Genomic DNA, 2906 nt, shown 5'->3' with positions numbered 1-2906 from the left:
ATAAGCTCCTCCAGTTCCATATCTTTTTCAATTTCGATTTCAGCTATGGAATCATTTTCCGTTTGTTCTTTGCAGCCAAAGACTATTATTACAGCCAGTGATAAACACAATAAATATTTCATATCAGTCAGGTTTGTGGTTTACAATATTACGGTTCATTCCGCCAAAAATAAAATAGTGAAAGGGTGGATAAATTTTACAGTTTTCTACAAATCCTCAATCTGCGTGGGTGCATTATCTATTTTATAATTGATAAGCTTTTGAAAAAAACGGTGTGTGGTCTTGTCAGTTGCACTCACTTTTACAAAATAGTGGTCTTTGTAAACACTGTATTCTTCGGCTTTGCCTTTATAAATGTTTAGTTTGTAGAAGGGAATTACAAGTGCGTAACTTTCAAGCAACGACCGAAATCCCAAAATGATGCCTTTGGGTCGCATTTCAATATGACAAACATTGCGATTGTTGTCCAGTATAAGCAAGTTGTGAATTTCGAGACTACTGGAGTTGATAAAGAGTTTTGGCGAACCAATGCCGTTCATTTTGATGCGTTCCACCAAAGGAAAGGGTTTGCCAACTTCGGCATCTATTTTTTTTGTGGTTTCGGAATTGTTGTAAGTGACGTTGAGCAGCATTTTTGTTTTAAAAATACGAAAACATTGGGTATTAAACGTTAAGAAAATACTAAGTGCTTACTCTTTATCCTTACTTTTAAAGGTATATTTAATTACAATTTTTGGTTTAGAGTCTGAAGTTGTTACTTGATCCGGTTCTTTTTCTTCTTTAGGTGTCCCCACAAAGTTACCGTTTTCGTCAAATTGTTTCATAAAAGCATCTTCTTCTTCATTGTAGTCTTCATGTTCCCATGCATAAAGTTTTGGCTTTTCAATTTTAGTTTTGAAAAGCAAGGCAAATAAAAACCCGGTAATCAATCCGGCGAGATGACCTTCCCAGGAGATTCCCTCTTCTATCGGAAACACATACCACAGCAGGCTTCCGTAAACAAAAACTATGATAAGAGACAGGGCCATTAACCTGTAATATTTTGATAACGCCCCTTTAAAAAACAGAAATGAAACGAGCATATATACTATCCCACTGGCACCAATATGGTATGACTGTCTTCCAATTGTCCAGGTAATCAATCCTGTTAGTAAGACGCCAAAAAACAACACTCGCCAACTGTCTTTTTTGTAGAAATAAAACAATGCCGTGCTTAAAACCAAAAGCGGGATACTATTATTAAACAAGTGTTTAACACTTCCGTGAATAAACGGGCTGAACAGTATTCCTTTGAGACCCTCCACCGTTCGCGGATAAACTCCCCAAGAATTGAAGATTACGCTAAAGCGAATCTCAAACCAATAAACCAACCAAATTGTCAAAACAAAAAGTATGGGGTAACCGATTGTGCCGGTGTTAAACGTAAAGGGATTGTCTATTTTTTTCATAAATACCCGCGAATGCGGGTATCTCTTAAAGTGTGCCCGCAATTAATTGTTTAGTTGGATTCCCAAAAACTCTGCCGTGATAAATATACTGAAAATGTGGCAGTCCTCACCCCTAACCCCTCTCCAAAGGGGAGGGGAACTTAGACGAAAAGATTTTATATGATAGTAAAAAACAATAACTTTACACCATGAATATTCCACTGGCAGAACGCATTAGACCTAAAACACTTGATGAGTATATCAGTCAGCGTCATCTTGTGGGTGAAACGGGCGTTCTCACCGCTAAAATCAAGCAAGGCATCGTGCCCTCAATGATTTTATGGGGTCCTCCCGGAACCGGGAAAACAACGCTTGCCAACATTATTGCCAATGAAAGCGGAAGACCATTTCACACACTCAGCGCTATCAGCAGTGGTGTTAAAGATGTGCGTGAGGTCATCGACAAAGCCAAAAAAGGTGACGGACTTTTCACTACAAAAAACCCCATACTTTTTATTGACGAAATTCACCGTTTCAGCAAATCTCAACAGGATTCGTTACTTGGGGCCGTTGAAAAAGGCTGGGTGACACTTATAGGTGCTACTACCGAAAATCCGAGTTTTGAAGTGATTGCCGCATTGTTGTCGCGCTGTCAGGTTTATATTTTAAAATCGTTTGAGAAAAAAGACTTGGAAGACCTGCTCACACGAGCAATGGAAAAGGATGAATTCCTAAAAAAGAAAAAAATAAAACTCAAAGAAACTGAAGCATTAATAAGACTTTCAGGAGGTGACGCCCGAAAATTACTCAACATTTTTGAGCTTGTCATCGATTCAGAACCCGGTGATAAAGTGACCATCACTAACGATATGGTGATGGAAAAAGCTCAACAAAAAACGGTGCGTTACGACAAAACCGGTGAGCAGCATTATGACATTATTTCGGCATTTATTAAATCCATTCGCGGAAGCGACCCCAATGCAGCTGTCTACTGGCTGGCAAGAATGATTGCCGGTGGTGAGGATGTAAAATTTATTGCGCGCAGATTGCTTATCTTAGCATCTGAAGATATTGGGAACGCAAACCCCACAGCTTTGGTGATTGCAAACAACACATTTCAGGCGGTGACGACCATTGGTTATCCCGAGTCGCGCATCATTTTGAGTCAGTGTGCCATTTATCTGGCCACTTCGCCCAAAAGCAATGCAAGCTACAAGGCCATTAATGAGGCTCTTGAGGCCGTTCAGAAAACAGGTGATTTGGAAGTGCCGCTTTCGATAAGAAATGCGCCTACCAAGTTAATGAAAGAATTGGGTTATGGTGACAACTATCAATATGCCCATAATTATGAAGGCAATTTTGTGTCGCACGAGTTTTTACCGAAAGAAGTTTCAGGAACTGCCTTTTATGAGCCGGGGAATAATGCTAAAGAAAATGCGTATCGGAATTATTTGAAGTCACTTTGGAAAAATAAGTATG

The 2906-nt window shown here is 39.4% G+C and carries 3 protein-coding genes; 1 reads left to right on the top strand and 2 read right to left on the bottom strand.

Annotated features, from left to right (window positions below; genetic code table 11):
* Positions 1 to 206: 206 nt before the first annotated feature.
* Together AC6F75_RS04115 and AC6F75_RS04110 are read right to left on the bottom strand one after the other, a co-directional pair.
* Positions 207 to 632: a hypothetical protein gene (locus tag AC6F75_RS04115; protein WP_500713678.1), complete on the bottom strand. Its 426-nt coding sequence runs from the start codon at positions 630 to 632 to the stop codon at positions 207 to 209.
* A gap of 57 nt (positions 633 to 689) precedes the next feature.
* On the bottom strand, positions 690 to 1448 hold the full coding sequence (locus tag AC6F75_RS04110) for a rhomboid family intramembrane serine protease (RefSeq protein WP_500713677.1): 759 nt from the start codon (positions 1446 to 1448) through the stop codon (positions 690 to 692).
* Positions 1449 to 1636: 188 nt separating this feature from the next.
* On the opposite strand from AC6F75_RS04110, the gene AC6F75_RS04105 reads away from it, so the two are divergent.
* On the top strand, positions 1637 to 2906 hold a 1270-nt coding region (locus tag AC6F75_RS04105; protein ID WP_500713676.1), incomplete at its 3' end, for an AAA family ATPase.

The organism is Planktosalinus sp., from assembly GCF_059864935.1.
Note: the sequence above shows the minus strand (reverse complement) of the source record. Positions and strands in the feature narration are given on the sequence as shown.